This is a genomic window from Paenibacillus sp. PsM32, assembly GCF_030433815.1.
GTDB lineage: Bacteria > Bacillota > Bacilli > Paenibacillales > Paenibacillaceae > Saccharibacillus > Saccharibacillus kyungheensis.
Map to the genome: position 1 here is coordinate 449,595 of NZ_JARUWY010000002.1, position 26,613 is coordinate 476,207.

28 protein-coding genes are annotated in these 26,613 nt (G+C 40.4%); all 28 read right to left on the bottom strand.

Features of this window, described 5'->3' with window-relative positions; translation table 11 throughout:
* Positions 1 to 196: 196 nt before the first annotated feature.
* The 28 genes from QCD85_RS07835 to rpsA all read right to left on the bottom strand — a co-directional run bounded on the left by QCD85_RS07835 (position 197) and on the right by rpsA (position 26,574).
* Positions 197 to 538 carry a hypothetical protein gene (locus QCD85_RS07835; RefSeq protein ID WP_301262200.1) on the bottom strand — a complete coding sequence of 114 codons (342 nt, stop codon included), beginning with the start codon at positions 536 to 538 and terminating at the stop codon, positions 197 to 199.
* Between the two features lie 445 nt (positions 539 to 983).
* Complete coding sequence (locus QCD85_RS07840; RefSeq protein WP_301262201.1) at positions 984 to 2,081, bottom strand: prephenate dehydrogenase; 1,098 nt, start codon at positions 2,079 to 2,081, stop codon at positions 984 to 986.
* Between the two features lie 117 nt (positions 2,082 to 2,198).
* Positions 2,199 to 3,296 (bottom strand): histidinol-phosphate transaminase, encoded by a 1,098-nt coding sequence (gene hisC / locus QCD85_RS07845; RefSeq protein WP_273612860.1) that lies wholly within the window; start codon positions 3,294 to 3,296, stop codon positions 2,199 to 2,201.
* A gap of 72 nt (positions 3,297 to 3,368) precedes the next feature.
* Positions 3,369 to 4,196: a tryptophan synthase subunit alpha gene (trpA, locus tag QCD85_RS07850; RefSeq protein ID WP_420540615.1), complete on the bottom strand. Its 828-nt coding sequence runs from the start codon at positions 4,194 to 4,196 to the stop codon at positions 3,369 to 3,371.
* Positions 4,193 to 5,386 carry a tryptophan synthase subunit beta gene (trpB, locus tag QCD85_RS07855; protein ID WP_273612861.1) on the bottom strand — a complete coding sequence of 398 codons (1,194 nt, stop codon included), beginning with the start codon at positions 5,384 to 5,386 and terminating at the stop codon, positions 4,193 to 4,195. Before trpB ends, trpA begins: the two co-directional genes overlap by 4 nt.
* On the bottom strand, positions 5,386 to 6,090 hold the full coding sequence (locus tag QCD85_RS07860) for a phosphoribosylanthranilate isomerase (RefSeq protein WP_301262202.1): 705 nt from the start codon (positions 6,088 to 6,090) through the stop codon (positions 5,386 to 5,388). Before QCD85_RS07860 ends, trpB begins: the two co-directional genes overlap by 1 nt.
* On the bottom strand, positions 6,083 to 6,919 hold the full coding sequence (trpC, locus tag QCD85_RS07865) for an indole-3-glycerol phosphate synthase TrpC (protein ID WP_301262203.1): 837 nt from the start codon (positions 6,917 to 6,919) through the stop codon (positions 6,083 to 6,085). The genes QCD85_RS07860 and trpC overlap by 8 nt, the downstream gene beginning before the upstream one ends.
* Positions 6,909 to 7,949 (bottom strand): anthranilate phosphoribosyltransferase, encoded by a 1,041-nt coding sequence (gene trpD, locus QCD85_RS07870; RefSeq protein WP_301262204.1) that lies wholly within the window; start codon positions 7,947 to 7,949, stop codon positions 6,909 to 6,911. The genes trpC and trpD overlap by 11 nt, the downstream gene beginning before the upstream one ends.
* A gap of 52 nt (positions 7,950 to 8,001) precedes the next feature.
* On the bottom strand, positions 8,002 to 9,558 hold the full coding sequence (gene trpE, locus QCD85_RS07875; RefSeq protein ID WP_301262205.1) for an anthranilate synthase component I: 1,557 nt from the start codon (positions 9,556 to 9,558) through the stop codon (positions 8,002 to 8,004).
* A 619-nt stretch (positions 9,559 to 10,177) separates the two neighbouring features.
* On the bottom strand, positions 10,178 to 10,549 hold the full coding sequence (aroH, locus tag QCD85_RS07880) for a chorismate mutase (protein WP_273612866.1): 372 nt from the start codon (positions 10,547 to 10,549) through the stop codon (positions 10,178 to 10,180).
* Between the two features lie 3 nt (positions 10,550 to 10,552).
* A complete protein-coding gene (aroB, locus tag QCD85_RS07885) occupies positions 10,553 to 11,647 on the bottom strand; it encodes a 3-dehydroquinate synthase (RefSeq protein WP_301262228.1) in 1,095 nt (364 codons plus the stop codon).
* Positions 11,648 to 11,655: 8 nt separating this feature from the next.
* A complete protein-coding gene (gene aroC, locus QCD85_RS07890; RefSeq protein ID WP_301262206.1) occupies positions 11,656 to 12,825 on the bottom strand; it encodes a chorismate synthase in 1,170 nt (389 codons plus the stop codon).
* 310 nt (positions 12,826 to 13,135) lie between these two features.
* Positions 13,136 to 13,939, bottom strand: coding sequence for a CheR family methyltransferase (locus QCD85_RS07895; protein ID WP_273612868.1), 804 nt, complete (start codon positions 13,937 to 13,939; stop codon positions 13,136 to 13,138).
* A gap of 51 nt (positions 13,940 to 13,990) precedes the next feature.
* The gene (ndk, locus tag QCD85_RS07900) at positions 13,991 to 14,434 is read right to left on the bottom strand and encodes a nucleoside-diphosphate kinase (protein ID WP_204823516.1); all 444 of its coding nucleotides are present in this window, start codon (positions 14,432 to 14,434) and stop codon (positions 13,991 to 13,993) included.
* 355 nt (positions 14,435 to 14,789) lie between these two features.
* Entirely contained in the window at positions 14,790 to 15,764 is a 975-nt protein-coding gene (locus tag QCD85_RS07905) for a polyprenyl synthetase family protein (RefSeq protein WP_301262207.1), read from the bottom strand.
* Positions 15,761 to 16,630, bottom strand: coding sequence for a menaquinone biosynthesis protein (locus QCD85_RS07910; RefSeq protein WP_274172905.1), 870 nt, complete (start codon positions 16,628 to 16,630; stop codon positions 15,761 to 15,763). The genes QCD85_RS07905 and QCD85_RS07910 overlap by 4 nt, the downstream gene beginning before the upstream one ends.
* On the bottom strand, positions 16,611 to 17,243 hold the full coding sequence (locus QCD85_RS07915; protein WP_420540617.1) for a UbiX family flavin prenyltransferase: 633 nt from the start codon (positions 17,241 to 17,243) through the stop codon (positions 16,611 to 16,613). The genes QCD85_RS07910 and QCD85_RS07915 overlap by 20 nt, the downstream gene beginning before the upstream one ends.
* Positions 17,234 to 18,109 carry a UbiA-like polyprenyltransferase gene (locus QCD85_RS07920; RefSeq protein WP_204823513.1) on the bottom strand — a complete coding sequence of 292 codons (876 nt, stop codon included), beginning with the start codon at positions 18,107 to 18,109 and terminating at the stop codon, positions 17,234 to 17,236. Before QCD85_RS07920 ends, QCD85_RS07915 begins: the two co-directional genes overlap by 10 nt.
* A gap of 1 nt (position 18,110) precedes the next feature.
* Positions 18,111 to 18,833 carry a demethylmenaquinone methyltransferase gene (locus QCD85_RS07925; RefSeq protein WP_273612872.1) on the bottom strand — a complete coding sequence of 241 codons (723 nt, stop codon included), beginning with the start codon at positions 18,831 to 18,833 and terminating at the stop codon, positions 18,111 to 18,113.
* A 59-nt stretch (positions 18,834 to 18,892) separates the two neighbouring features.
* Complete coding sequence (locus QCD85_RS07930) at positions 18,893 to 19,753, bottom strand: heptaprenyl diphosphate synthase component 1 (RefSeq protein ID WP_301262209.1); 861 nt, start codon at positions 19,751 to 19,753, stop codon at positions 18,893 to 18,895.
* A 247-nt stretch (positions 19,754 to 20,000) separates the two neighbouring features.
* Positions 20,001 to 20,237, bottom strand: a complete 237-nt coding sequence (gene mtrB / locus QCD85_RS07935; protein ID WP_204823510.1) for a trp RNA-binding attenuation protein MtrB — start codon at positions 20,235 to 20,237, stop codon at positions 20,001 to 20,003.
* Between the two features lie 98 nt (positions 20,238 to 20,335).
* Positions 20,336 to 20,608 (bottom strand): HU family DNA-binding protein, encoded by a 273-nt coding sequence (locus QCD85_RS07940; protein WP_069327910.1) that lies wholly within the window; start codon positions 20,606 to 20,608, stop codon positions 20,336 to 20,338.
* Between the two features lie 188 nt (positions 20,609 to 20,796).
* Positions 20,797 to 21,171 carry a 2Fe-2S iron-sulfur cluster-binding protein gene (locus QCD85_RS07945; protein WP_301262210.1) on the bottom strand — a complete coding sequence of 125 codons (375 nt, stop codon included), beginning with the start codon at positions 21,169 to 21,171 and terminating at the stop codon, positions 20,797 to 20,799.
* Positions 21,172 to 21,183: 12 nt separating this feature from the next.
* Complete coding sequence (locus QCD85_RS07950) at positions 21,184 to 21,801, bottom strand: hypothetical protein (protein WP_273612875.1); 618 nt, start codon at positions 21,799 to 21,801, stop codon at positions 21,184 to 21,186.
* Between the two features lie 73 nt (positions 21,802 to 21,874).
* Positions 21,875 to 22,918, bottom strand: a complete 1,044-nt coding sequence (locus QCD85_RS07955) for an NAD(P)H-dependent glycerol-3-phosphate dehydrogenase (protein ID WP_273612876.1) — start codon at positions 22,916 to 22,918, stop codon at positions 21,875 to 21,877.
* A complete protein-coding gene (gene plsY, locus QCD85_RS07960) occupies positions 22,911 to 23,546 on the bottom strand; it encodes a glycerol-3-phosphate 1-O-acyltransferase PlsY (RefSeq protein WP_301262211.1) in 636 nt (211 codons plus the stop codon). The genes QCD85_RS07955 and plsY overlap by 8 nt, the downstream gene beginning before the upstream one ends.
* A 12-nt stretch (positions 23,547 to 23,558) precedes the next feature.
* Positions 23,559 to 24,884: a ribosome biogenesis GTPase Der gene (der, locus tag QCD85_RS07965; protein ID WP_274172408.1), complete on the bottom strand. Its 1,326-nt coding sequence runs from the start codon at positions 24,882 to 24,884 to the stop codon at positions 23,559 to 23,561.
* Positions 24,885 to 25,338: 454 nt separating this feature from the next.
* Complete coding sequence (rpsA, locus tag QCD85_RS07970; protein WP_301262212.1) at positions 25,339 to 26,574, bottom strand: 30S ribosomal protein S1; 1,236 nt, start codon at positions 26,572 to 26,574, stop codon at positions 25,339 to 25,341.
* Between the last annotated feature and the right edge of the window lie 39 nt (positions 26,575 to 26,613).

The window sequence follows — 26,613 nt, forward strand, 5'->3', positions numbered from 1 at the left end:
TCATATATAATCTGATAACTGTAATTCATAGGAATTGTAAGATAGATTAGATCATTCTACATCAGACACTCCCTGACTATTATATTCAATCTTATCGTCTATATACAATCTTGTTCAAAGATCGTTTCTTATAGTGTATGTATTTGGGGTATAACAAAGTATTAACTATCAATCTCGGTATATTACAATTGCATTATTATTGAACTTTTACAAAAACAGCATCTCCTAAAATAATCTTTTCTGTTTCAGAATTTACATTATCAAGATTTGTAGCAATTCTTTCTTTTTTCACAAAAGAGTTATCAGTATTTACTTTTTGAAAATTACCTTCTGATGTAAGAATACTATCAGAATTTTGCACTGCTTGATATCGTTGTTCTTGATTTAGATAGCCTAAGTCTGTAAATTTTGTATCTTCTTTATTAGACAAATTAGTATTGGCGTGCTCTTGTGCATTAACCTTCATTTCTATTCCAGCGATACCTAAAGCAAGTACAGCTACTAAAGATGTAACTGATAACACTTTAAGAATTTTCATTTTAGTTCTCCTCTAATATTCTATTTTAAAATCTACTTTTTAAGTACCATATGCAATATACCGATTAAATATAAATTACCATAATAAATGAAATAAAATCCAATTATTATATTTAAATACACTAAATTCAAATAGTTTAGAATAATTTTTACTATTTTATAAAAAAAGACAAAAAGAAACCGCTAACATAAGTTAGCGGTTTGTTCCCACCTAAGAAGGGGGAGCTAGTATTGGATAGGAGTGGAGAGAAACCATACTGTACTTTCAGTATACTGTATACGCTTTCATTCTGTCAACACTCTTAGCTAATATTTTCATAATTTCCTAAAAATAATTTAAAAATCCATATTTGGAAGCCAGTTTACTGTGAGATGTAGACTGGTTTCCTTAATGTTTTACTTTAGATGTTTCGATTATTCGCTGAACAAATGGTTGCTCTTACTACCTATACAAACACACTGTATTGTTGATCTTGAAGCATAATCTTCGCTTTTTCCATATCGTGTTCTTGTCTAAATGATAACCGCATAACGCCTGGTACATCTTCTCGGCTCTCTACGATCTGAACATTGCTAATATTGATACCTTGATTACCAATTTCCGTCGTGATTTTGCCTATAATTCCTGGATGATCGGGAACTTCCAAATAGAGATCATATAACGAAGCAATCATGCCTTTGCGGCGTTCAGGCAATTGATCTCGAAAAGCGCCGGCTTTTTCAAATTGTTCTTCAATGCCACGAGAATCTTGTTGACGTAATAGCTCGATAAATTCAGCTACCCCACTATTCCAATCTTCTAGCAAAGACAAGATGATCTGCCGATTATTGAGCAAAATATCGCGCCAGACGATCGGATCACTTGAAGCGATACGTGTGATATCACGAAATCCACCTGCGGCTAACATACGATACAATGGATTTTCTTGATTGTACTGACGAATCTGATTAACCAGTGCTACAGCAATCACATGTGGTAAATGACTAATGGCTCCCACAATCTCATCGTGCATTACAGGTTCTACTTTTACAATCTGTGCTCTTGTTGTCTGCTCTATCAGATTCCCTAATCGGTCTACAACGTCCTGTGGTACGTTTTCAGGAGGAGTCAGTACATAATATGCATTTTCAAATAAAAGCGCTGAAGCCGCTCCTACTCCTGCTCGTTCTGAACCCGCCATAGGATGACCACCTATAAAATAAACAGAATCTAGATTCAATTGTGCAGCATGAGCAATAACAGATGCTTTGGTACTACCTACGTCTGTAATAATGCAACCCTGTTTTAGAGGCAAATGGCTTAATTTATCCAAATAAGTACCGATCAGACTCACAGGCACACATAAAAAAATAAAGTCGGCATCCAGTGCCGCCTCTTCGATCGAAAGTGTAGCATGGTCAACAACTTCCCGTTCTTGATACGTATGTATTAATTCCGGGAGGTGCGTGTAGCCCGTTACATATAGATCAGGCTTGCCTTTAAAACATAGTGCAAGCGAGCCACCAATCAGCCCTACACCGAAAATTGCAATTTTAGTTGTCATCACATATCCCACTCATTCTTTATCTGATATCAAGTATGATCAATATCAGGACCATGTCTGCTTATCGTTACAAAAGTTGGCATAGATCCTGATATTGTTATACTTGCACTTACGAAGTTACACTGTTGTTGATTGCTCTTGCATAGATTCTTCTAATGCACGAATAAAGATTTCATTTTCACGTGCTGTTCCGACAGTAACACGAATGTACGTTGGGTATTTCTGATGCCCTGCACGTACAATAACGCCGCGACGCAGCATCGATTGGAATATTTCCAGTGCTTGATGCTTCACATCTACCATAATGAAATTAGTCTGTGACGGGAAGTAATGAAGTCCTAGACGATCAAATTCTGCTGTTAAATATTGAATGCCTTCTTTGTTTTTATCATGACATTCTTGAACAAAATGTTGATCTGCTAATGCTTGACGTGCCGCAGCTTGACCAATTCGAGACGTATTGAACGGTTCACGTACTTGGTTGATCAACTTGATCACATCAGCATGACCTACACCATAACCAATACGAAGCGCAGCCAGACCATAAATTTTGGAGAATGTACGCAAAATGACGACATTTGTATATTTTTCTAGTAACTTAAGACTTTGCGGGTAAGCCGCATCTGTTACATATTCATAGTAAGCTTCATCCAGAACAACCATTACACTACTCGGAACCTGTTCCAAAAAGCCGATTAATTCTTCATGCGATACAATCGTACCTGTTGGATTATTGGGATTACACACCCAGATAATTTTAGTACGTCCATTGACTTGCGCCATCATACCTTCTAGATCGTGTACACCGTCTTTTAAAGGCACTTCATGGACAAGTGCGCCTTCGATATCGGCATTGCTTTTATATACCGAAAACGTCTGATCTGCCATAATAGTCTCATCACCCGGCTCTAAAAAAGCACGTGTAATCAAAGCAATAATTTCATCTGAACCACAACCAAAAATAATCTGATTCGGTTCAACACCCAAATGTGCACCTAGCTGTGCTGTTAATTCTACAGCTCCACCATCAGGATAAATATGTAGCTGAGTTAATTCTTTAGCAATCGCTTCTTGTACTGATGGAGCAGAACCGTAAGGATTTTCGTTAGATGCTAATTTGATCACTTCACTTAGACCGAGCTCACGTTTAACTTCTTCTAAAGGTTTACCTGGTTGGTATACAGGAATGTTAACAATACGAGATTTAGGCTTCATTCTTTTTAACTCCTTCATGTAAAAGTTGGAGCCACTATGATAGGGCTCCATCTTTATTAATATAGTAATTTTTTATTCTTTTAATTCTGCCACAAATTTGCGAATTTGCAATAATCCTTCGATTTTGCGTTCAGGATTGGTTAAAAGAGGAATTTGTGATTCGATCTGACGTACAATCGCACTACCTACTACAACGCCATCACAGAATTTAGAAAATTCTCTTACTTGTTCGCTACTCGAAATCCCAAATCCAACGGCTACAGGAAGATCGGTATTGCTTTTTACATCGCGGATAAATTGCTCTACATTATTATGAAACGAAGCTCGTTCTCCGGTTACTCCCAGTGAAGATACGCAATATACGAATCCTTGAGCGCCATCTAGAATCGCTGCGATTCGGTCATTGGATGTAGGAGCTACAAGAGGAATCAAGCTCACACCTGCTGCTTTGGCACGTTCTCTCATTTCACCAGACTCTTCAACAGGCAGATCAGGAATAATCATCCCGCTGATCCCATGAGCTTGCATCGTTTCAAAAAAAGTATCCAATCCAAATTGTAATATCGGATTATAATACGTAAACAAAATAAATGGCATTTCTACTCCGCGCTGACGTGCTCCATCTGCTACTTCTAGACAAGTATGAATCGTCACCTGATGAGTAAGCGCACGCTGAGAAGCACGCTGAATTACAGGCCCATCTGCTAGTGGATCGGAATAAGGTACACCTAACTCCAAAATATCGGCTCCAGCCGCTTCCATTTCTACAATAATATCAATAGTAGTCTGTGGATCAGGATCACCTACTGTAAGAAAAGGAATTAAAGCTGTTTTACCTTCTTCTTTTAGGCGTGCAAACGTAGCGTCCATACGATTCTGACTTTGATCGGTCATGCTCATTGTACGCCCTCCTCATACTGCATAATGGACTCTACATCTTTGTCGCCACGACCAGACAGGCAGATCACTAGAAGTTGATCACTGCTCATATCTTTAGCGATTTTGACCACATGTGCAATCGCATGCGAAGATTCTAAAGCAGGAATAATACCTTCGGTACGACAAAGTAATTTCAAAGCATCCAAAGCTTCTGCATCGGTTACAGGCACATACTGTACACGCTTAATGTCTTTTAGATAAGAGTGTTCAGGGCCTACTCCCGGATAATCAAGACCGGCTGAGATCGAATGTGCAGGTTGAACCTGTCCGTATTCATCTTGCAATAGATAACTCATCGATCCTTGAAAAACACCTTTCGTTCCCAGACTCATTGTTGCTGCATGCAGAGGTGTATCAATACCACGTCCAGCGGCTTCGACACCGATCAGGTTAACGTCTGTATCTTCTATAAACGGGTAAAACATACCGATTGCATTACTACCGCCTCCAATACAAGCAACAACTGTATCTGGTAAACGATTTTCGATGTCTAAAATTTGGCGGCGTGTCTCATCACCAATAATGCGTTGGAAATTACGTACCATCATTGGATACGGATGAGGCCCTACTGCTGAACCTAGAATATAAAATGTATCTTCTACATTACTTACCCAGTAGCGTAATGCTTCATTTCCAGCATCTTTAAGGGTCATTGTGCCCGAAGTAACAGGAACCACTTCTGCTCCTAGCAATTTCATCCGAAATACATTTAACTGCTGACGACGAATATCTTCTTCGCCCATAAACACTTTACATTCAAGTCCAAACAATGCCGCTACCGTAGCTGTAGCTACACCATGTTGACCTGCACCCGTTTCAGCAATCACTTTCTTTTTCCCTGTGCGCTTAGCGAGTAACCCTTGAGCAAGTGCATTATTGATTTTATGAGCCCCTGTATGATTCAAATCTTCACGTTTTAGATAGATTTTAGGGCCGCCCAATTCTTCGCTCAACCGTTGTGCATAATATAATGGTGTTTCCCGTCCAGAATATTCTTTGAGCAAATATTTGAGTTCTGTCTGAAATTCTTCATCTTCTGCATATTGATAATAAGATTGTTCCAATTCGATAAGTGCATTCATCAGAGTCTCAGGCACATATCTTCCTCCAAAATCGCCGAAACGTCCTTTTGCATCTGGTAATGTAGTCATTATGCCTTCACCCTTTCTACAAATGTTGTTATTTTCGTGATGTCTTTCATTCCGTCCGTTTCTACTCCACTTGATACATCGACGCCTTCAAGCGAATGATGATGGAGCAGAGATGATACATTGTCTGGTGTTAATCCTCCAGCAACAAGCAATGGAATATTATGTGTAACTGTCCACTGATGATAAGGTTCTATTTGGTCCCAGGCAAACGTTTTACCTGAACCTCCTCCATATAGAGGATCATACGTATCTAATAAAAAGGCATCGACAACGCCTTGATAAGGTAAAAGTTGTTGTTCTACAGATTGTTGTGCTGTATTTGTCAGTGAAATCACTTTGAATACCTGCTTCTGCAATTGCTCTTGAATCTGTCTGCACAGTTCAGGAGACTCTTGACCATGAAGCTGGATCACATCAAGTGGCGCTACCTCAACGATATCTTTTAATTCATCCAATGTCGGATTTACAAACACACCGACACTTTGAGGAACCGTATCGTTTTGCCATTGATGCAACGTTTTGATCAGTATAGCTGCTTGATCACGATTCACTTGACGCTTGCTTGTAGCAAAAACGAAACCGATGTAATCAATCGGTAATTGTATCATAGATTTTAGCACTTCAACGCTTTGAAGTCCACAAATTTTTACGTATTTTTTTTCGCTGTTACTTTGCTGAGTGGATGATTGTTGAGCTTTATTCATGTGTGCTTTTAGAATCATTGAAGTTGGCAGTTTTGGTAGGTTCCATAAGCGTTGTTACAGCGTTACGAATATCGTCTTTACGCATAAAGTACTCTCCAACCAGTACGCCTTTAGCTCCTGCACCTGATAAATAAATCATATCATCCACTCCAGAAATTCCACTCTCACTGATCAAAGGAACATTGGCTGGAACGAGATTAATCAGTTCAACCGTAGTCGCAAGTGATGTCTCAAATGTTTTGAGATTGCGATTATTTACACCAATTAATCCATGTTCAGCGGCTCCTTTAATTTGTAATACGGTCGCTAGTTCTTCGCGATCATGTACTTCAATCAATACATCCAGTCCAATAGATGATGCCAGATCAAAAAACGATTGTAATTGTTCTGGTGTCAAAATAGCTGCGATTAACAAAATAGCATCTGCACCGATTAAGCGTGCTTCATAAATCTGCACCTCATCAATAATAAAGTCTTTGCGCAGTAACGGAAGTTGTACTGCATGATGAATAGCGGTTAAGTATTCTTTATTTCCCTGGAAATAATCGACATCTGTTAATACAGAGATACAATCTGCACCTGCATCTTCATACGCTTTAGCAATTTCAACAGGATCAAAGTCCGGACGAATCAATCCTTTTGATGGCGAAGCTTTTTTCACTTCTGCAATCAATCCCATCGAATGATGAGGATGTTGGATTAATGCTTTTCGAAAACCTTTTGTTGCAGGTAAAGTTTTAATCTGCTCTTTGGCTTGTTCTACCGAAAATGACTTTTTCAATTGTTCAACTTCCTGTTGTTTGGTTACTACAATACGATCAAGATACATGGCTTAATCCCTCCGTTGTGTCTATTAATTGTTGTAACTTATGAGCAGCAGCTCCTGAATCAATAGCTTGAGCTGCTATAATGGCTCCTTGCGCAAGTGAATCGGCCTGACCTGAAAGGTAGATACAGGCTGCACTATTTGCGACTACGACATCACGATAAGCACTTTCTTCTCCGCGCAGTACACTGCGAATAATATCAGCATTTTCCATAGCGTCTCCGCCTAATGTATGTTCTATTGGATGTGTGGGTAGACCAAAATCTGCCGGGCTAATCTCATAGGTGTGTACTTGACCATCTTTTAGCTCTGCTACTCTTGTAGGGGCAGATATACTAATTTCATCAAGTCCATCCAGACTAGCTACAACCAGTGCACGCTTCAATCCTAGTAAATGAAGTGTATGGGCTACTGTCTCAATCTTACTAATATCGTACAACCCAATCAACTGACGGTCAGCTCCGGCTGGATTGGTTAAAGGCCCTAACATATTAAAGACCGTACGCACCCCTAACTCACGACGTGTAGCAGCGGCATACTTCATAGAGGGATGAAACACTTGCGCAAACATAAAGCAAATACCGATATCTTCCAAACATGCAGCCGCTTGATCAGGATTTAGCGTAATATTCACACCGAGAGCTTCTAATACATCTGCACTTCCTGCTTTCCCAGAAGCAGATCGATTACCATGCTTGGCAACACGTACACCAATAGAAGAAGCAATAATCGCAGATACCGTTGAAATATTAAATTTATGAATCCCCGAACCACCTGTTCCGCATGTATCTAACAATCCATCTGACAATACAGGAACACTACCTCCATTAGTACGCATCGCTTCTGCTAGACCGGTAATTTCTTCTACTGTTTCTCCTTTGATTCGAAGAGCTGTCAGTAAGCCTCCGATTTGAGAAGGAGTAGCAATACCGCTCATAATCACATTCATCACTTGACTCGATTGTTCGCGTGTTAAGTGCTTGCCTTCAATAATGGTAGCAATTGCTTGTTGCATTAGTTCATTTCCAACCATCTCTGTCTCTCCTTTACCTCTTTTATCTTTATCTATTTATTTACAAGGATGTTTAACGATCATATCCGTACATGTAATCTTGATTGATTTCAGACTCGTTCTCTTGTTCTTTTGGTAAAAACATCGCTTCAGCAACACGAATCGATTTGAGCATTCCTTTGGCTTTGTTCACTGTTTCTTCGTATTCTTTTTCTGGAACCGAATCCCAGACGATACCTGCTCCTGCTTGTACATAAGCTTTACCATTTTTGAAAATAATCGTTCGAATCGTAATACAAGCATCCATATTACCGGAGAATCCTAGATAACCGATTGCTCCTGCATAAGCACCGCGTGCTTCATTTTCGATTTCAGCAATAATTTCCATCGCTCTTAATTTCGGTGCACCAGATACGGTTCCAGCAGGCAGACAGGATAAGAAAGCATCGAAAAAATCTTTATCTTTGTGCAATGTACCTGATACGCCAGATACAATATGCATCACATGGGAATACCGTTCGATTTCCATAAATGTATCTGTTTTGACACTTCCGAATTCAGATACTCGTCCTAGATCGTTACGACCGAGATCGACTAACATTAGATGTTCTGCACGTTCTTTCTCGTCTTGAAGCAATTCTTCAGCTAATGCTTGGTCTTCGGCTTCTGTCTGACCACGAGGGCGCGTTCCAGCGATAGGACGTGTCTCTAAGCGATCTCCTGCTACTTTTACAAGTGCTTCTGGCGATGTACCTACAATGATTTCATCATCCATTTTCAAATAATACATATACGGCGATGGATTCATTGTGCGTAATACACGATATACTTCAAGCGGTGATACTTCTGTCTCAATATGAAACCGTTGAGATAAAACCACTTGGAAAATATCCCCAGCACGAATATATTCTTTTGCCCGATCTACACCGTCCAAATATTCTTCTTTGGTCATATTGGATTGAATTTCGCCCATCTCTACATCTTCCGATACCGGACTACGTCCCATCGTGCTAATAGAAGGTTGCGTTTTTAATAAATCTTCTGTCGCTTCTAGCTTGTGACTAGCTTTGATATAAGCTTCACGAATTTGTTGTTCTGTAGCGTTATCCGGTACATGCACATTACCAACTAACAAAATATGTTGTTTTACATGGTCAAATACTACAATCTGATCACAGAACATAAATTGAATATCATCCATCTGCATATCATCTATCCGATGAGCAGGTAATTTTTCATAATACTGTTGCAGATCATAACCGAAAAATCCTATCGCTCCGCCTGTAAATGGAGGCAATCCGTCTACTTTGGGGCTACGATAACGTTGCAATAATGTTTTGAGTTGTTCAATAGGCTTGCCTGCTAATTCGGCCTCCTGACCGTTGATTTCAAGTTTGATTCTGCCCTTTTTGCCAGAGATCAGAAGAAATGGATCACTGCCGATAAACGAATAACGTGCCCATTTACTACCGCCTTCTACACTTTCCAGTAGAAAGGCACGTTTATGATCAGCATAACGTTGAAAAATCCGAATCGGGGTCTCCATATCGCCTAGCAAACGTTTGACAATAGGAATCAAATTATATTCTTTCGATGTTGCAATCACTTGTTCAATATTGGGCTGAATCATAGTATTCGCTCCTCAGATTTGTATTTTGGGTACTAAAAAAGCCTTCACGCGTGTCGACGCATGAAGGCTGCAATAGACGTACAAAATGTACAAATGTCAGAATCGATTACTTGGGATTCCGGCAGAATCGAAGTATTCCCACTACAAATAGTACAAAGAAATAAGTAAACAGACATTATACATCTGCATACTGATATTCATCATCTGTCAGCTATCTAGTTAGCACCACTTTGATATGATTACCCATTTATGATAACAGTGATACACTCTTGTATCTCTCGTTATATCCATCATTCTGATAATCATCATTTTAGGTGATACTTACGATTGTGCTATACAGATACTTCTATTGTCTATTTCTAGCTGTACCACGTTATACTGCTTGAAACGTCTTCGCTATTGTCTTCCTGCTGGCACACGATCCGAATTGAATAACATACAGTGTCTTCACACTTATGGATCAATCCGCTCTGCCCGCCGACAAGGCTTACGTTTCATTCTCATCTATACTCTTCTCTACCTCTACTTGCATCTCAGCTCATTACACGGCTCTTACTATTTATCTTAACGACTACTATACAGCAAAAGAAACGTCTAACGCAACCCTTACATCATATCCCTATTCTGAAATGACTAAATCTGGACGTAATCGCTTGGCTTCGTTTAAATAAACATGTTTGATTTCTTGTTGTGATTTTGTCGTATTTACTTGAATCATCAGTCGGATACATTTAGGTAAGCTGTTCTGTACTGCTGCTTCCACCGCACACATTAAAGGAACCATATTCCAACCTTCCATTTCACGAATCGCTAATGCTGGAAAAATAGCATCCAGATCAGGTGTCATCGTAATCCAGATACAGCTGATATCTTCAGGTTCAAATTGATTACGGCCTACAATCTCCTTCAGCAATACTACGGTTTCATCCAATATTTCCTGTTTGTCATTATTGATTACTGTAGTAGCCCCACGAATTCCTCGATTGTACATCGTTTACACCTCTTCCTTTAATTGCTCGACTACACGGCGTACCAGATCATAATCAACATTGTGATTGATCTCTACAACACCAATCGATTTGGGAACGATAAATGTCATTGATCCTTCTTGAAACTTTTTATCATGCATCATCGCTTCCATAATCCGATCAGTATCCAGACGCTCAGGCAATACAGTAGGCAGTCCAAGTGCTGTTAACATCCGACGTGTCGTATCCACCAGACCGGGTTCTCCACCTAATTGTTCACCGATCAGCGCAGAACCGACCATACCGATAGAGATCGCTTCTCCATGAATAATCTCACCATATCCTGCTACCGCTTCAATAGCATGTCCTATAGTGTGTCCTAGATTAAGAATTGCTCGTAGATCATTTTCGCGTTCATCACGTGAAACGACGATTGCTTTGATCGAACATCCTTTTTCTAGTCCATAACCCATCGCTGTCATGTCTACAGATTTCAACTCTTCAGCATGTTCCAGACACCAATAAGCAAATTCTTTATCCCAGATTAAACCATGCTTCACCATCTCTGCAAGTCCAGCATTAATTTCACGTTTGGGTAATGTTTGAAGTGTTGTCAGATCATATAATACGAACTCTGGTTGATGGAAAACACCGATCATATTTTTAGCCAGACGATGATTAATCGCTACTTTTCCGCCTACACTGCTATCATGAGCAAGTACGCTAGTCGGCATCTGAATAAACCGGATACCGCGCATATAGGAGCCAGCAACAAACCCAGCCAGATCACCTACTACACCGCCACCCAAAGCGATGACAGTTGATTTGCGATCCAGACCACCTTGAATCGCTTTGGTCATGACTTCTTCAAATACAGACATCGATTTGGACTGTTCCCCTGCACCTACAATCGCGGTCACGACTGTAAATCCAGAAGCAGTCAATGACTGCTCCACAATATTCAGATAAGGATCAGCCACATGTTCATCGGTAACGATCAATACCGGACTTTGCTTAGAAATGCGATGATTGTCTAAATAAGTTCCTGCCTGTTGCAACAAATCTTCTCCAATATAGATTGGATAGGAACGTTCGCCAAGTTGGACATCAACGGTTCTCACCGCAGACATTAGTATTGCTCCACTTGAGCAAGGTAATTTTTAAGATTGTTACGAATCTCATCCATCGAGTCGCCGCCAAATTTCTCAAGGAAAGCCTTGGCTACTTCCCAGGCAACAACACTTTCAAGCACAACACTAGCGGCAGGTACAGCACAAGCATCAGAACGTTCCACTTGAGCAGTAAATGCTTCTTTCGTATCGATATCTACACTTTGTAGCGGTTTGTACAATGTTGGAATAGGCTTCATTACTCCGCGGACAACGATAGGCATACCATTTGTCATTCCACCTTCAAATCCACCCAGACGGTTGCTAGCACGATGATATCCACGCTCTTCGTTATATAAAATCTCATCATGTACTTGTGAACCACGAAGTTCTCCTGCTTCAAAACCAATACCGATCTCTACACCTTTAAAAGCATTGATCGACATAACGGCTTGAGCGATACGTGCATCAAGCTTACGGTCATATTGAACAAAACTTCCCAGACCGACAGGAACGCCTTCAATAATACATTCAACTACTCCACCGATCGAGTCACCTTCTTTTTTGATTTGTTCGATATAAGCTTCCATTTTTTGCTCGGTTTCTTTATCAACCACACGTACAGAAGATTCTTCCGTTTGCGCAATTAACTGATCCAGTGGAAGATTATGCGGTGGTGCTACAATTTCACCGATACGAATGACTTGTCCGGCAACTTTGATACCAAATGCTTCAAGAAATTGACGTGCTACAGCTCCACAAGCGACACGAATCGCTGTCTCACGTGCACTAGAACGCTCTAACACGTTACGCAAATCTTTGTGATTATATTTAAGACCGCCATTCAGATCAGCATGACCTGGACGTGGACGATGTACACGACGTTTTTCTTCGTCTGTACCTTCCATCGGCTCAATATTCATAATTTTAGTCCAGTGCTTCCAGTCATTATTAGCTACAACCAAGGCTACAGGTGCTCCTGTTGTATATCCATGACGTACACCGCCTACGATATCAGCTGTATCTTTTTCAATTTGCATACGGCGACCTCGTCCATACCCTTTCTGACGACGTGCCAATTGGAAATTCAATGCTTCAAAATCCAGCTCTAGCTGGCTTGGTAATCCTTCGATAATCGCAGTCAATTGGGGACCATGTGTCTCCCCTGCTGTTAAATAACGTAAACTCATTGTTGCGTTCCCCCTTTAAACTGTTAAACTGTGCATTGCTAAAATCCGTAATTATCTTTGCTTATTATAGTACAGCATCTATTGGTTTGACAAGAAAGGGTAAAACATTGATGTAATCTATTCTTACCAGCTATTTATCATAAAAAACACGCCACCTTTTCGTCATAGACGATACCAGCAGCGTGTTTTTATTTAAATGGATTGCATAGATTCTCTTTAGATTAGATCTAGAACATGAGTCTATACATGAATAAGTATCGCGTATTTCTAGCCTCAGTCATGTGCACTTTTTATTACAGATCAAGCGAAATCAGCCTTTTTTGTAATAAAAGAATGTTTCCGATGTCTCGAACCCATATTGTGCCGGAGAAAAAATCTGCTCCGTACTGCCTACAAATAATACTCCACCAGGACGCAGACTGTTTGCGAATTTATGATACAGCATGTTTTTGGCTTCTTCTGTAAAATAAATCATCACGTTGCGACATACGATTAGATCGTATCCTGTTTCAAACGTATCGGTCAGTAGGTTACCTTTACGGAAATTTACCGCTTTTTTCAGCGAGTCACTAATATGGAACATGTGACCATCTGCTGTAAAATGGCGTTTGGCAACATCAGCAGGAACATCTTTCAATGAACGTTCCAAATACATTCCTTTTTTAGCTTTTTCCAATGCACCGTCATCAATATCCGTAGCATGTAAAGTAGTACTGGATAAAAGATTTTTGTCAGACAGGATCATCGACAATGTATATGGCTCTTCACCTGTAGAACAAGCTGCGCTCCATACTTTTAAGTTTTTACCGTTGTTTTTTTGCAATTGCGGTAAAATCGAATCACGCAATACTTCCCAACGGTTCGGGTTACGCCAAAATTCAGACACGTTGATCGTCATACGATCCAAAAATTCATAAAATAACGTTTTGTCTTTCAACATTGCATCGAAAAACGCGCTAAATGTAGAAAATCCATTTTTGGTACGTAATGTTGTCAGACGACGCTTCATTTGAGCTTCTTTGTATTGAGACAAATCGATTCCAGTATTATCTTTTACTTTTTTTATAAAACCTACATAGTCCGGGTCTGAATGAATAGTATCATTAATAAGCATGGGATCACTTCCTTGATCATCATTATAAGTGCAGTCCATGCGAGGGTATGTTTAGATCCATGCTGAAATATTTTTGTCGTAAACGCTTAATTCGTTCTCGTCAAAAAAATTAGCAATCTCCCGTTCAGCACTTTCAACTGAATCGGAACCGTGAATCAGATTGAGTGGAGTATGATTAGCAAAGTCACCACGAATCGTTCCAGGTTGTGCTTCAGTTACTTTTGTTTTGCCGATAACCATGCGAGAGATTGTGATAATATCATCACCTTCCCAGACCATAGCGAACACCGGACCTGAAGTAATAAAGCTGATCAAACCATCATAGAATGCTTTGCCTTCGTGCTCTGCATAATGACGCTTTGCCTGTTCCTCTGTTGCGGTTACGAACTTGCCACCTACCAGCTTAAAGCCTTTGTCCTCCAAACGACTGACAATGCGTCCTATTAACCCCCGCTGCACACCATCAGGTTTAATCATCAAAAATGTGCGTTCCATTGGTTCACTCTCCCATTATCTACAATGTGATCTGCTACTGGGCATAGTTGGTAATGATGCCCACCTGTGTATTCTAACAGAAACCACTGTTTACAGAAAGGAAGCGTTTCATAGCAATTTTCGACATTTTCTGATTGTACTCAAACCTGAACGGTATACATTACTGGACATATCGAATATTTGGACAAAATAGTGATTTGAACCGCTATTCAATATGCTTTGTAATGTATATATCGACCGTATGATCCCACTCTATTAGCAATTAGTAAATATTTTACGTATAGCCAAGCATTTTATTTTGCACAATCTTCTATATTCTGCAATAAAACATAAAATTGTCGAACATTGTTGTAGATTAATGTGAACGATTAGCTACAAATTTAGCAATCTCTTGCAAGTGCTTTTGCGTTCTACCTGCTGGCAACTGACTAAGCGCATGCATCGCTTTTTGAATATAACGATCCGCTAATAATTCAGCTTCTTGTATTCCCTGACTTTCACGTACCATACGTACTGCTGTAGTGACATCTGTCTCGCCATTAGCATTATGGATTCTTGTAATCTCTGCCAGTAACGGCTCTCTACGTGAATCATCTTGAAGTGCATACAAAACAGGAATCGTAATATTCCCTTGACGCAGATCGCTACCAGGTGGCTTACCTAGTTGTTTCTCGGTTCCGCAGAGATCCAGCACATCATCACGAATCTGAAAAGCCATACCGACGTTATAACCGTATCGGTATAATTCACGCGTGATTTCTTTGGGCGCATTAGCAGCAATTCCACCCAATTGGCAACTGATTGCGATCAATAGCGCTGTTTTGCGACGAATCCGTAGTAAATAGCGACGAATACTTTGTCCGGTATTGAAAAAGTCTCTAATCTGTTCCATCTCACCAATAGACATCTGTACCATCGCTTTCGATAATACCTGATGAATTTGCGGATTTTCCAGACGTGCTACGATCATCAATGCTTTGGCATAAATATAATCGCCTGTGTACATGGCAATCCGGTTATCCCATTTGGATTTGACGGTCGGTTGACCGCGACGTGTGTCTGCATCATCAATTACATCATCATGTACAAGTGAAGCCATATGAATCAATTCCAAAGCAACGGCTACATTGCTTAGACGATCCAGATCGTACGTACCATACTTGCCTCCAAGCAACACAAAAGCGGGACGAAGCCGTTTGCCTCCCGCTTTGAGCAAATGAAGTGATGTTTCATTTAATAAAGGATGTTCACTGTCTATACTATGACTAAGCTGTCGTTCTATCACATTCATGTCTTTTTTTAGTGTCCCGAAAATATCCAGTAGTTTCATTCGTTCACCCGTGTTAGTGTATTGTCAGTCCATAATTCCATGTGTACTTCATGATCTAGCAATCCAAGCTCATATGCATATTGAAAATACAATGCTAAACCTTTTTGCTCTGCTTCTCCAAAATCATACCATAATTGCTGAAAATAGTGTTTCCAATACGCATGATCGCCACCCATTTTTTGCTGAGCCTCTTGAATCACTGGATTCAGATCGGCGATAGAACGCTGTTTACTTTTTACCAATTGCTGTGCTGTTTCGGTTACAAATTCAGGATATGTAGCTGCAAATTGTTTGTTAACAGCCCATACAGCAAATGTCATACTTAGCCCTGTCCATGACTTCCATTCTTGTCCTAGATCAGTCACGATATAACCTGTATCTTTTTGCGCGGCGGCAATCGCATGATCACCGATCAATAAAGCTGCATCCGCTTGTTCCATCATTTCATCCAAGCTCGGGTCCATCGAAATGTATTCTGGCGTAAGGTGATAACGCTTATTCAGAATAATTTTGAGAAGATTGATAGAAGTAGCTGACGTATTAGTCAGCGCGATCGTTCCATTTCCCAGTTCTGCAATTGGCTTTCTGGAAAACAGAAGAATCGATCCGACTGCATTTTTAGCACTCACAGATAGATCAGGCAATAACCAGAAATCAGACGAGCGCGTACCATAAGCAAATGAAGACACCGGTGTAAGATACAATGTTTCTTCTAACAAACCTCGATTCAAGTTAGCAGGAAGATCGCTATGAATCTCTGCGGGCAAGGATAGAGCCGACGGATCAAAATGATGATACACCGGCCAATCGTTTGTATATTCTATTTTACCAATTTTGAAAGGTTGTTCAAAACTTTTCACGACCATTCCCCCATCGTTCAAATAATTGATGTTCGATGTCCAGAATATCGAGCACCTTGCCAACCATGAAGTCGACCGTATCATCCAATGTTTTGGGACGATAATAAAAAGCAGGCATAGCCGGAACAATACTCACGCCCATACGTGCTAGTTTTAACATATTTTCTAAATGTATCGCTTGAAGTGGAGTCTCTCTTGGTACTATAACCAATTTACGCTCCTCTTTAAGCACAACATCTGCTGCTCGTGTCATTAAGTTCGCTGACATTCCACCTGCAATATTAGCAAGAGTCCCCATCGAACAAGGAACAATGATCATCGCTTTAACCCGAAAAGAACCGCTAGCAATCGTTGCTCCGATATCAGAAAAGGAGTGATATACCAATTGTTCTGACCATTCACCGAAATATTGCTCTAACATTTCTTCTCTGCTAGACGCTTCCCAATCCATCTCTTCTTTAAGTACGCGCCAACCCGCATTCGAGATCACTAAATGAACAGTATAACCGAGGGATAACAACACCTCGGTTAATCGAATACCGTATATAGAACCACTAGCTCCTGTAATTCCTACAATATAGCGTTGTTTCGCTGTATGTTCTGTAGAATTTACCACCACTGTTTCACCACCAGATCGATCAATGTGAATACAAATACGATCAGACTAAGTGTACTATTTAAGGTGAAAAAGGATGTTTGTAGACGGCTTAAATCTTTTGGTGTCAAAATATAATGCTGATAGAACAAAATAGCCAGTGCGATCACAGCACCAATAAAATACCACCAGCCCAGTCCAGCCATAACGCCAATCGCAATCAGACCGATTGCTGTAATCACATGAAACCCTTGCGCAATTTTAAGTGCTTTAGCAATTCCGAAGCGACTTGGAATAGAATATAATCCTTCTTCGCGGTCAAATTCTTCATCCGCACAAGCATAAATCACATCAAAACCTGCTGTCCAAAACGTAATCGCAATATAAAATACAATCGCTGTCCAGCTAAATTGACCGGTTACTGCTATCCAACCACCAAGTGGCGCTAGACCTAGTGTCATCCCAAGCACGACATGACACAGCCAAGTAAAACGTTTGGTATAGGAATAGATCACAAGCATAAAGATAGCAATCGGTAATAATTTTAATGCTAACGGATCTAATTGTGTTACTGCCCAGAAAAAGATAACTAACGAAATTAGTGTAAATAGTACAACTTCGCTTGAACGCAAAAGACCGGCTGGAATCGCACGCATCATTGTACGTGGATTTTTACCATCAAACACCTGATCAATTAGACGGTTAAGACTCATTGCAGCTGTGCGCGCACCAATCATCGCTAGCAAAATCCAACCAATCTGTGCCCATGAAGGCAAGTGACCATTGATTACATATGATCCTAAAATGGTTCCCATAAAAGCAAAAGGCAACGCAAACAGCGTATGCTCTATTTTAATCATTTCTAAAAATACTTTAAATTTCTTAAACATTCTACTTCTCCTTGATCCCAATATGAAGTGCCGCAATACCGCCTGTTAAGGGGTACGCCTGAACATTATCTAGCCCAACATCTCGGAATATTTGCGCCAGTTCTGCACGTCCCGGGAACAGCTTGAGTGAATCAGGCAGCCATTTGTATTGCTCGTAATGTTTGGCTACAAGTTTGCCCATAAGTGGCAATAAGTTTTGGAAATAAAAATAATACAGCCCTTTAAACGGTTGCCATGTTGGTTTGGATAGTTCTAAACAAACAACCATACCGCCAGGCTTTACCACACGCTGCATTTCTTTTAACACTTGTACCAGATCTGGCACATTACGTAGTCCGAATCCTATCGTTACATAATCAAAAGAATTATCTTCGTATGGAAGATCCATTGCATTCCCTTGAGTAAGTGTAATATTGTCTCTCCAGCCATCACGATTGATTTTGTTCTGACCGACTTGTAACATATTTGGACTGAAATCCAGTCCCTTGATTTGACCGGTACCGCTAGCTTCAGCAATACTGAGTGTCCAATCACATGTTCCACAACATACATCCAGTGCTGAACTGCCTGGTTGTACATTCATTTTTTTCATTGTAAATTTGCGCCATGCTTTGTGACGACGGAAACTAAGCAAATCGTTCATCATATCGTATTTTGGAGCAATCGACTCAAAAACGGATTGTACGAATTGCTCTTTCGGTTTGACAGCTTCTGGTTTGGTCACGATACAATCACCTCATTTTAAAATAGGTACTCTGGCAATATTCTGCTTTCGCACTAACATTATTGCTCTTGATTCAACACTAATGCTTGATACAAGTCCGTTAACTGTAATACTTCAGTCTGCAACTCCGCATGACCTGCTTGTTCTAGACGTTGTGAGATATTCGATAATACACTGCTTAGCTCTGAACGAAGATGTGCAGTGATCTGATAAGTCTGATCCCATTCATTCCATTGTTGTACTGTTACGTGATCACTCACTAGATGCTCTTTAGTCTGTGCTTGTACATGCTCAAGTACCTGATACAAAGCAAAGCTGCCAAATGGACCTTGTTCTCCATGTAGACGTGTTAATTCGTTAGCCAGAATCTCAGCGCGGCTAAAATCAGTTAACAACGCTTGCCACAATGACGATACTTCTGTAGAAATATACGGTGTAAACAAAATAAACAGCTCCATTTTAAGCTGTGTAAGCGACTGTACATATTGATCAGCAGTAAAGTGTTTACTTTGAACATCATGATATAAATTCATTTTAAGACGGTTCGTTTCGCAGATTGCCGCGCTAAGCAAAGAGATCATCTCAATCTCGCCAGCTTTGGCTAATAACTCGTAAAAGCGGCTACTGAAAAAGTCTCCTGCTAATACATTCAACTGTCGAGAACGCATCGCTTCTTCTTCCTGATGGACAGCCAGTGTATCGATCATATCATGAGTATCCATTGCCATCTGCACAATACCTGCTACAAGTGGGAATAATTCTCCACGATGTGAGACACTTTCATCATGATCTGTCATATTCAAAAAGGCATGAAGTAAATGTACACGAGTGTCTGGAAACTCGGGAACTCCTGTATGCTTTTGAATCATATCGTATTCTGTGTATTTTCGGGATGTTTCCAACAAACGGTATGGTTTCATCTCAGCCTCCGACGCCTTTATAGTGCAAGTCTTTATTTTCACAAACATAGTATAGCCTAAAACATAACTTTTAAGCCATTTCAGTTCATTATACCATATGTTTTTTTGACAAGACAGGGCTAGTGAAGATTTGTAAGTCAATGAATGGCATAGAAAAATACTGGTTTCCTCAACCTTAATCAACTATTAAACATGAGGAAGCCAGTATTTAGGTAGATTGTTTATTTACGATCAGCCATAACATATATCAATCTTCTGTATTCATAGAGCCATGCTTGGTCATCACTTCTGCTTTGCCACGTACTTTAATCGCTGATGTATTCTCTGTAAATTGAACGACCATGATTTCGCCTTTATCCAACTTCTCTGTATGATGAAAACGAGTATCCCGTCCGCGGGTTAGACCGATTACCTGTACTCCGTTGTCTTTCGCCTTGATCACAATATAGTCACTATTTGTATAATGGTTGTCCGGTGATTCCATAAATGTTATCCCCTTTTCGTATTTAACGTAGATCAGATATGGAAAAGACCGTGAACATGATCGTCACGGTCTTTCCTGCACATGGAATATGTAATAACTTATTTAATTCCATCTTTCAATGCTTTACCAGGTTTAAAAGCCGGGATTTTGCTAGCTGCGATATCGATCTCTTCACCTGTTTGTGGGTTACGTCCTTTACGTGCAGAACGCTCACGAACTTCGAAGTTACCAAATCCAACCAATTGTACTTTATCACCACTTTGTAGTGCACCAGCGATAGCTTCAAAAACAGCATCAACTGCTTTAGTTACGTCTTTTTTCGGCAAATCAGTCGTTTCTGATACTTGCGCGATCAATTCGGATTTGTTCATATATTTCACCTCCCAAAGTATTTATATCGATTGCTCCACTTGCTGCTTGGTTTTTCGTTTGCACGAAATATAAGTAAACACCGCGGAATTTTCGAAAATATCACCTGCTGCCTATAGAGCGCAGAAGGCGGAACAAACCTATAGTAATATACTCACCCTTTAATTTCAAGCATTTTGCGCTTTTTTGTCTACCAATCACTCAGATCTTCGTTTTGTTGCTCCATTTGTTTGCGAATCGCGGCTTTTAGTCGATCTTCGGGCACTTCCACCGTCAAATCACCAAGTACTCTAGCTTGACAAGATAATCGTACACCTTGTCCTATCGAACTTCCTAATTTACGTGATTCGGGTGGCTCTGCGGCTGAAATACACAAATGACCTTCATCATCATAAGGATGAGGGGTATTCACTTTGCACATCAAACAAGCAGCTTTGCCGTCACAACGCACTGCAATATGAACTCCTGCTTTGCGTGCAGCTGTCAGCACTGTTGTTCCTATATTGACCTGAATAGATTTACCGGATGGCAAAAAGGTGACTTGAGCTTTGTCTGTTCTGGACATTGTTTTCTCCTTTTACCGTTCTATTCCAGCTAATCGAAGGATACGTTGTCTAAATTGAGGATGAAATCCATTATGTTGTATCATCTGCTCGATAAGTAATGCATGATCCTGAGAGTTCTCACGTATTCGTTCACTAATCGGCTCATAGCGATCTGGTCGATCACGTAATAGATTAAAAATCAATTCATGTGCTAATGGCATCAAATGAACATTTCCAGCCTCTAGCGTATATACAGGAGCAGCAGGATAAAGAACAGGCTCTACATGTACACGATAATACGATTCTCTCGCCCGTACTTCAAATCCCCCGACTAATTCGACAGTGTACGCATCTAACTGGTAATGACTAAGTGTCGAGCGATATGTCCTTGTCTCGTCAAGTACTGGATAATCTAACACAGGCAATTTACTAGCTAACTGTCCATGAATATGTTCTATTCGAATCTCATCTGTATAAAGATCTATATCGCGTGGAGCTTTATCTAACTTCACACCATGTAGTAAAAGACCACAGCTTCCACCAAGCAACCAAGGAGATTGCTCCTCCAACGGTTGAAGCAGACGAACAAGCTGCTCCAGAGATGGTATCAGCTCTTTTTTCTGCTGTACCTGCTGCTGCGTTTCCACCATGATTTCCTACTCCTTCCTGTGCAAAAAGAACGAAAGGATTATTGATACCCCATCGTTCCTGCCTATTTCTTTATTAGGAATGCCATTGTTGCCATGTTTCTAGCTTCATGACTTCCATTTCATTTTTGGGATTACGTCCCATAAGTGTCTCGACGGCTGTACGAGGATCACTTTGCTCAAATAACACATGATACAACTGCTCTGCGATCGGCATTTGTACATTGTATTTTAGCGAAATATCGCGTGCTGCTTCTGTAGTGCGTACACCTTCAACTACCATATTCATCGAAGCCATCACTTCATCCAGTGACTTGCCTTGACCTAACATATAGCCAGCTCTCCAGTTACGACTGTGTTGACTGCTTGCAGTTACCATTAAGTCGCCAATACCTGCAAGTCCAGAAAAGGTCAACGGATTAGCACCCATTTCACTACCAACACGTACCATTTCAGCAAGTCCGCGGGTAAGTAAAGCCGCTTTGGCATTATCACCAAATCCAAGACCATCTACCATACCGGCTCCCAATGCAATAATATTTTTAAGTGCACCGGCAAGCTCTACTCCGACCAGATCCAGATTCGTATACACACGGAAATATTCTTCATTCATAAATAAAGATTGTGCCGCTGCTGCCGCTTTGGCATTGTGAGAAGCAACCACCACTGTAGTCGGCAGACGCTTAACCACTTCTTCCGCATGGCTAGGACCAGACAAGACCACTACATCTGACTCTAGACAGTCCAGTTCTTCGCTGATGACAGTAGACATACGTTTGAGTGTCTTCGTTTCGAATCCTTTGGTAGCATGAATACAGAGCATATCAGGATGATAATATGGTTTAAGATCGCTACATACTTGACGCATCGCTTTGGAAGGTGCCACAATCACAACTGCTTTTGTTCCATCCATAGCAGCAGCAAGATCAGAAGTTGCTGTAATTTGAGTGGACAGAACTGCATCTGGCAAATACTTTGTATTGGTGTGCTGTTGATTAATCTCGGCAACTTGCTCTTCACTGCGTGCCCATATTGTCACTTGTAGACCATTGTCTGCAAGAACAGAAGCAAGCGCAGTTCCCCAACTACCAGCTACTAGAACGGTCACTTTTTCAGACAACTTTGTTTCCTCCCTTGTCCGCTTTGGATCCGATTTTATTTTCAGTGCCTTTGAATATTTTGACAATATTCGTCTGATGTCGCCATACTGCAAGCAACCAGATGATAATACTCACTGTAATGATCGGTACAGAGTAACCCTGAATCAGTAAAACAATAGGTGTTAACGTTACAAAAATTAACGATCCTAAAGATACATAACGAGTAATAACAATGGATGCAATCGCAAATACACCTGCAATTAATGTGGGCACAATACATAATGTTGCCAACACGCCAATTGTAGTCGCAATCCCTTTACCTCCGCGAAAACGGAAGTAAATCGGCCAGTTATGCCCTAAAATAGCAGCTATTCCGCACAAAGCAGGAACCCAGTACATGGTATGTCCTGATAACCCGATACTGAACCAAACGCCAAGCCATATAGCTGCCACACCTTTGAGCGCATCTAACAAAAGTACAAATATAGCAGGTCCTTTGCCTAGTACGCGCAATGTATTGGTTGCTCCGGCGTTGCCGCTTCCGTGATCACGGATATCGATTCCTTTCAGCCATTTAGCAATAAGTACACTAAAGCTGATCGAACCAATCAGATAACTAATAATAATAGCCACGACTGATAAAATCACATGCTTCTCTCCTTAATTATCTGATGCTGATTTTCGACGTGTAAATATTCGAATCGGCGTACCGATAAAGTCAAATGCCGCTCGAATTTTATTTTCCAAATAACGCTCGTACGAAAAGTGCATCATTTCAGGTTCATTTACAAATACGATAACGGTTGGTGGCTTAACTGCAACTTGAGTTACATAGTTAATACGCATCCGTTTCCCTTTATCTGTAGGTGGAGGATTAATAGCAATTGCATCAGATACTACATCATTTAATAAATGAGTAGGAATACGCAATGCATGTTGTTCAGCAACTTGTTGTACAACCGGTAACAATTTGTGAACACGTTGTTTGGTCAATGCAGACAAAAATACAACAGGAGCATAACTCATAAATAAGAAATGATCGCGGATATTCGATTCGAATTGACGCATCGTTTTGTCATCTTTTTCAACAACATCCCATTTATTGACTACAAATATAGCTGCTTTACCTGCATCGTGTGCATATCCAGCTACGTGTTTGTCCTGGTCGATAATACCTTCTTCACCATTGATTACAGTTAATACAACATCTGCACGCTCAATCGCTTTCATTGCACGCATTACACTGTATTTTTCTGTATTTTCATAGACTTTACCACGCTTACGCATACCTGCTGTATCAATCAATACATAACGTTGTCCATCACGTTCAAAAGGTGTATCAATCGCATCACGAGTCGTACCTGCTACATTACTTACAATAACACGTTCTTCTCCCAAAATTGCATTCACCAATGAAGATTTACCTACGTTTGGACGACCGATTAGAGCTACACGAATAACATCGTCGCCGTATTCATCTTCAACCGTTTCAGGTAATTCTTTGACAACCGCATCTAGCAAATCACCCATACCACTACCATGACTTCCTGAGATTCCAATCGGATCGCCAAATCCTAAATTATAAAATTCATAAATATCATTCATACGACCCATGTTATCTACTTTGTTAATCGCAACAACAATCGGCTTGCCTGAACGATATAGTATTCCAGCTACTTCTTCATCAGATTGAGTCAATCCGCTTTTGACATCACACATAAATACGATAACATCCGCTTCTTCGATTGCAAGTTCAGCTTGCATACGAATCGACTTCAGCATCATATCTTCCCCATCTAATTCGATACCTCCGGTATCAATAACACTGAATGCTTTACCATTCCATTCAGATGTTCCATAGATACGGTCACGCGTAATACCAGGTTTATCTTCGACAATTGCTAGCCGATCACCGATCATGCGGTTAAATACTGTGGATTTTCCCACATTCGGGCGGCCCACGATTGCAACTACAGGTCTTGCCATACGATCCATTCCTCCTGTTCATTCTTTCCGCTTTTCATCATAGCAAAAAACATTGCACTTGGCTAACATTATGATGAACTTTACAACGGATTCATTTATTCCTTTAAAAGCAATAATCGACGAATCCATTGCGGATTCGCCGATTGATTGAGTGACTTTTACTAGAAAGGCGGTCGCTTTACTATCAATGGACCGTCCATAAAAAGCCCGTACTATGATTTAGATTATTTTGCGAGAAGATCACTCGCTCTAATTTTGAATTTAAAGTAAAGCGTCTGTAAAACGTTACAAACATTCAGGTTTGCGCTGCTTGACATTCTTTTTGTTCAAAACTTTGCAAACATCATTAAAACGTTGATATTTGCTTGAGCGGATAGATCACTCGCTTATGATTAAAGAGTAAACGTCATTAGAACATTGACGTTTACCGAGCGAGAAAATCACTCGCTCGTAATCACTTGAATTTGCTTAGTTTGTCACCGAAACGTTCGCCAAGAGTGATGCTCAATCCTTGGTTGCTTAAAGATACGTTAGGGTTGTTTAATTCTTCTTGTTTAGGAGCTCTGTCGCCACGGTTGCTGCTGCGTTCTGGTTTAGCAGATTGCGCAGGAGCTTCTTCTGTTTCTTTAATACTCAAGCTAACACGTTTTTCTTCAGTGTTCACATCAAGTACTTTAACAGAAACCGTTTGTCCTTCTTCAAGAACTTCTTGTGGAGTACCAATGTGTTTGTGAGAGATTTGGGAAATATGAACCAAACCTTCTACTCCTGGAGCGATCTCAACGAAAGCACCGAAGTTCACAAGACGTTTTACTTCACCAGTAACGATATCACCGATGTTGAATTTGTCAGAAGCTGAATCCCAAGGTCCTGGTTGAGCAGCTTTGATACTCAAGCTGATTTTACCTTTTTCAGGGTCAACACGAAGTACTTTTACTTTAACTTCGTCGCCTTCAGACAATACATCAGATGGTTTGTCTACGTGATTCCAAGCGATCTCGGATACGTGAACCAAACCGTCTACGCCGCCAACGTCTACAAAAGCACCGAATTGAGTCAAACGTTGTACTGTACCTGTCAATTCTTGTCCTTCTTTAAGACTTTCCATCACTGTGTGTTTGTTAGCTTCGTATTCAGCTTCCAATACATCTTTTTGTGAAAGAATGACTTTGTTGTTTTCGCGATCCAATTCTTTTACTTTAACGCGCAAAGTGCGTCCTTTGTAATCGCTGAAATCTTCTACGAAATGACGTTCTACCATAGAAGCCGGGATAAAACCGCGTACGCCAACATCAGCAACTACGCCACCTTTAACCACGTCTGATACAGTCACTTCAAATACTTCGCCTGATTCGAAATTCTTTTCAAGAACTTCCCAAGCATTTTCGCTGTCAATCGCACGTTTGGAAAGAACCAATTTCTCTTTCTCATCGTCGATACTTACAACTTTACATTCTACTTCTTGTCCTACTTCAACAGCTGCAGCAGCATTGTCTACTTGTAGTGAAGAAAGTTCACGGATCGGAATGATACCGTCATATTTATATCCGATGCTTACATAAGCTTGGTTATCTTCAATTTTGACGATCGTTCCTGTGACAGTGTCACCTTTGTTCAGTGAGACGAACTGATCAAGCGCCTCCTGGTTTGTAACTTCGGTAGTTTCTTGGTTATTATTTTCTTCCGACATGTCAATACCCTCCTCAATTCAAACCCCATTTATTTAAAC

Coding starts and splice junctions, on each gene's coding strand:
- trpA (WP_420540615.1), bottom strand. CDS start 4,196: ATGAGCATGACCGATCAAAGTCAGAATCGTATGGACGCTACGTTTGCA.
- QCD85_RS07835 (WP_301262200.1), bottom strand. CDS start 538: ATGAAAATTCTTAAAGTGTTATCAGTTACATCTTTAGTAGCTGTACTT.
- QCD85_RS07950 (WP_273612875.1), bottom strand. CDS start 21,801: ATGGTGGAAACGCAGCAGCAGGTACAGCAGAAAAAAGAGCTGATACCA.
- hisC (WP_273612860.1), bottom strand. CDS start 3,296: ATGAAGCCTAAATCTCGTATTGTTAACATTCCTGTATACCAACCAGGT.
- QCD85_RS07895 (WP_273612868.1), bottom strand. CDS start 13,939: ATGCTTATTAATGATACTATTCATTCAGACCCGGACTATGTAGGTTTT.
- QCD85_RS07860 (WP_301262202.1), bottom strand. CDS start 6,090: ATGAATAAAGCTCAACAATCATCCACTCAGCAAAGTAACAGCGAAAAA.
- trpE (WP_301262205.1), bottom strand. CDS start 9,558: ATGATTCAGCCCAATATTGAACAAGTGATTGCAACATCGAAAGAATAT.
- aroC (WP_301262206.1), bottom strand. CDS start 12,825: ATGAGTTTACGTTATTTAACAGCAGGGGAGACACATGGTCCCCAATTG.
- der (WP_274172408.1), bottom strand. CDS start 24,884: ATGGCAAGACCTGTAGTTGCAATCGTGGGCCGCCCGAATGTGGGAAAA.
- QCD85_RS07920 (WP_204823513.1), bottom strand. CDS start 18,109: ATGTTTAAGAAATTTAAAGTATTTTTAGAAATGATTAAAATAGAGCAT.
- QCD85_RS07840 (WP_301262201.1), bottom strand. CDS start 2,081: ATGACAACTAAAATTGCAATTTTCGGTGTAGGGCTGATTGGTGGCTCG.
- QCD85_RS07905 (WP_301262207.1), bottom strand. CDS start 15,764: ATGAAACTACTGGATATTTTCGGGACACTAAAAAAAGACATGAATGTG.
- mtrB (WP_204823510.1), bottom strand. CDS start 20,237: ATGGAATCACCGGACAACCATTATACAAATAGTGACTATATTGTGATC.
- QCD85_RS07945 (WP_301262210.1), bottom strand. CDS start 21,171: ATGTCCAGAACAGACAAAGCTCAAGTCACCTTTTTGCCATCCGGTAAA.
- trpB (WP_273612861.1), bottom strand. CDS start 5,386: ATGACTACATTACCAGATGCAAAAGGACGTTTCGGCGATTTTGGAGGA.
- trpD (WP_301262204.1), bottom strand. CDS start 7,949: ATGGTTGGAAATGAACTAATGCAACAAGCAATTGCTACCATTATTGAA.
- QCD85_RS07940 (WP_069327910.1), bottom strand. CDS start 20,608: ATGAACAAATCCGAATTGATCGCGCAAGTATCAGAAACGACTGATTTG.
- aroH (WP_273612866.1), bottom strand. CDS start 10,549: ATGTACAATCGAGGAATTCGTGGGGCTACTACAGTAATCAATAATGAC.
- ndk (WP_204823516.1), bottom strand. CDS start 14,434: ATGGAACGCACATTTTTGATGATTAAACCTGATGGTGTGCAGCGGGGG.
- rpsA (WP_301262212.1), bottom strand. CDS start 26,574: ATGTCGGAAGAAAATAATAACCAAGAAACTACCGAAGTTACAAACCAG.
- trpC (WP_301262203.1), bottom strand. CDS start 6,919: ATGTATCTTGATCGTATTGTAGTAACCAAACAACAGGAAGTTGAACAA.
- QCD85_RS07910 (WP_274172905.1), bottom strand. CDS start 16,630: ATGGTCGTGAAAAGTTTTGAACAACCTTTCAAAATTGGTAAAATAGAA.
- QCD85_RS07930 (WP_301262209.1), bottom strand. CDS start 19,753: ATGAAACCATACCGTTTGTTGGAAACATCCCGAAAATACACAGAATAC.